This is a genomic window from Geobacillus sp. (assembly GCF_017515625.1).
GTDB classification, from domain to species: domain Bacteria; phylum Bacillota; class Bacilli; order Bacillales; family Anoxybacillaceae; genus Geobacillus; species Geobacillus stearothermophilus.
The window spans coordinates 1-3,037 of sequence record NZ_JAFWFM010000137.1 but is presented as its reverse complement, the minus strand read 5'-3'; the positions used below and the strand labels follow the sequence as shown (position 1 = coordinate 3,037).

The window sequence follows — 3,037 nt, the reverse complement described above, 5'->3', positions numbered from 1 at the left end:
TGGACACCCCTGAGGGGCCGAAAAGCCTTGATAAATCAACATTTCTAGAGGGAGGAACACGTATGTCACCGGCTTTAGCGAAAATGTGGATCGCCATCGCCTCAATGGTGTTCATGTTTATTTCCGTCGGTTTCATTTATTTGAGCCGCTACAAGCTCAAGATTCGCTGGCTTCGCTTTTTGCTGGCGGTTATCGCTTACGTCCTGTTGATTCTCGCTGGCATCATCATTATTTTTGTCGTGTTCAGCGGACCGACGCAGCAATAGGCAAAGGATGGAGGAACTATGAAATGGATTGCTCGCTTTCTTTTAGCCTGTTTGTTTCTCGTGCCGCTTTCCGGCTGCTTGTATTCGCAAGAGCGGCTTAAGCAAAACCAAATTCCATACAAAGACCAAGTGGCGGCCGTCCAATCGGCGGTTGACGAATACCGGAAGGCGACCGGCGGATTGCTGCCGATCAAGACGCGCGACATGAAAACACCGATGTATTTAAAATATCCGGTTGACTTTCAAAAGCTCGTTCCCCGCTACATGCAGGAACCGCCGGGAAACGCCTATGAAAGCGGGGGTGTTTTCCAGTATATGATCATCGATGCGGAAACGAACCCGACGGTCAAGCTTCTTGACCTGCGTCTGGCTGAGCGCATCCGCGATTTGAAGCTGCGGCTTTCGATGTATACGGATCGGCACGGTTATCCGCCATTTCAAGATGTCGTCGCACCGGGCGTATTTACGCTCGATTACAAAAAGCTCGGCTATAAAGAGCCGCCTTATGTCGTCAGCCCGTTTTCCGGCAACAACTTGCCGTTTGTCATCGACGGGAATGGAGAAATTTACATTGACTACCGTTCTGATTTGTATGCGGCGTTGAAAAAATATCCGCATCACTACAAGCCGGGTGACGATATTCGCCCGATTTTGACCGACCATTCGCTGTTCGTGCCGGCGTACTCCCTTCCGTACACGATCGACGCCAAGACGAACGAGCCGATTTTTTTCACGAAATGAGTCATCATCCCTTCTCTGGAAAAATACATTCTAGAGAAGGGATTTTTATTTATGGCTTTTAGTCATAACCGAATCGGACAACATCATATGCATATAGTGTCCGACTATGCTAGCTCATTCCAATGTTTCTTATAACGACCGAAAGACTGGAGGGGAGTCATTTGGAAAAGGTCGATATTTTTAAAGATATCGCCGAGCGGACCGGCGGCGACATTTACTTAGGGGTCGTCGGTGCTGTCCGCACCGGGAAATCGACGTTTATTAAGCGGTTTATGGAGCTTGTCGTCATTCCGAACATTCAAAACGAAGCCGACAAGGCGCGCGCCCAGGACGAACTGCCGCAAAGCGCCGCGGGCAAAACGATCATGACGACGGAGCCAAAGTTCGTGCCCAACCAGGCGGTGACGGTGAAAGTCGACGAGGGGCTTGAAGTCAACATCCGTCTTGTCGACTGCGTCGGCTATGCTGTTTCCGGCGCGAAAGGGTACGAAGACGAAAACGGGCCGCGGATGATCCACACGCCTTGGTATGAAGAGCCGATCCCGTTCCAAGAGGCGGCGGAAATCGGGACAAGAAAAGTCATCCAAGAACATTCGACGATCGGGGTCGTCATCACAACGGACGGCACGATCGGGGAAATTCCGCGCCAAGCCTATGTAGAAGCGGAAGAACGGGTCATTAGCGAGCTCAAAGAAGTCGGAAAGCCGTTCATTATGATCGTCAACACCGTTCGGCCGCACCATCCGGAAACCGAGGCGCTTCGCCGCGAACTCGCCGAAAAGTACGACATTCCGGTGCTCGCCATGAGTGTGGAAAGCATGCGCGAAGCCGACGTGTATAACGTGCTTCGTGAAGCATTATATGAATTCCCGGTGCTTGAAGTGAACGTCAACTTGCCGAGCTGGGTGATGGTGCTGCGCGAAGATCATTGGCTGCGCGAAAGCTATCAAGAAGCGGTGCGCGACACCGTCAAAGACATCAAACGGCTGCGCGACGTCGACCAGGTTGTGCAGCAGTTTGCCGAGTACGATTTCATCGAAAAAGCGGCGCTTGCCGGCATCGAAATGGGGCAAGGGATCGCCGAAATTGACTTGTATGCACCGGATGAGTTGTACGATCAAATTTTAAAAGAAATCGTCGGCGTCGAGATTCGCGGCAAAGACCATCTGCTTCAGCTCATGCAAGACTTCGCCCATGCGAAAGCGGAATATGACCAAATCGCCGACGCGCTGAAAATGGTCAAACAAACCGGCTACGGCATCGCTGCGCCCGCTTTGTCTGACATGAGTCTTGACGAACCGGAAATCATCCGCCAAGGGTCGCGCTTTGGCGTCCGCCTCAAGGCGGTGGCTCCATCAATCCATATGATCAAAGTCGACGTCGAATCCGAATTTTCTCCCATTATTGGAACGGAAAAACAGAGCGAAGAGCTTGTCCGCTATTTGATGCAAGATTTTGAAGACGATCCGCTGTCGATTTGGAACTCCGACATTTTCGGCCGTTCGCTCAGCTCGATCGTCCGCGAAGGCATTCAGGCGAAACTCGCGCTCATGCCGGAAAACGCCCGCTACAAGCTGAAAGAAACGCTTGAACGCATCATCAACGAAGGCTCCGGCGGCCTCATCGCGATTATTTTATAGAAAAGCGGCGGCGAGCCGGAGCTAGACAATAAGAAAAGCGGAGGCGTCGAGATTTGCTCCCCCGGTCGGGGGCTTTTTTTTGTTTTTTTTGAATCATGGATCTTTCACGGGGGAAAAATCGTTGAAACCCTTGAGAAATAAGGATTGGCACTTGATTATGCGCATGGCGTTATGGTAATCTTTTATCTGAAATCGTTGTTTTGGTGAAATATGCCTAAAATTGGCCGCTTTGGCGAAAAAAATGTTGAATTATCGCGATAAATTGGTTAAGATTAGGCATGTCACTGCATCTTGGCGGAATCAAGGCAGTTCCGCCTAAAAGCGGCGGGCGGCGCTGAACGGTCAAGGGGACGCTTCCATCGGCGGCACGGGCGCATGTTCTGTCAGTCT

Annotated in this window: 3 protein-coding genes; all 3 read left to right on the top strand. The window is 51.3% G+C overall.

Annotated elements, in window-relative coordinates; translation table 11 throughout:
• Positions 1-62 precede the first annotated feature (62 nt).
• The 3 genes from IKE44_RS08440 (at position 63) to spoIVA (ending at position 2,647) form a co-directional block, all read left to right on the top strand.
• On the top strand, positions 63-266 hold the full coding sequence (locus IKE44_RS08440) for a DUF2768 domain-containing protein (protein ID WP_049624816.1): 204 nt from the start codon (positions 63-65) through the stop codon (positions 264-266).
• An 18-nt stretch (positions 267-284) separates the two neighbouring features.
• Positions 285-1,007, top strand: a complete 723-nt coding sequence (locus IKE44_RS08435; RefSeq protein ID WP_049626184.1) for a hypothetical protein — start codon at positions 285-287, stop codon at positions 1,005-1,007.
• A 161-nt stretch (positions 1,008-1,168) separates the two neighbouring features.
• Complete coding sequence (gene spoIVA / locus IKE44_RS08430) at positions 1,169-2,647, top strand: stage IV sporulation protein A (protein ID WP_033013994.1); 1,479 nt, start codon at positions 1,169-1,171, stop codon at positions 2,645-2,647.
• Positions 2,648-3,037 lie beyond the last annotated feature (390 nt).

Bases quoted from the DNA above. Each gene is read 5' to 3' on its own strand.
- IKE44_RS08440 (WP_049624816.1), top strand. From the start codon at position 63: ATGTCACCGGCTTTAGCGAAAATGTGGATCGCCATCGCCTCAATGGTG.
- IKE44_RS08435 (WP_049626184.1), top strand. From the start codon at position 285: ATGAAATGGATTGCTCGCTTTCTTTTAGCCTGTTTGTTTCTCGTGCCG.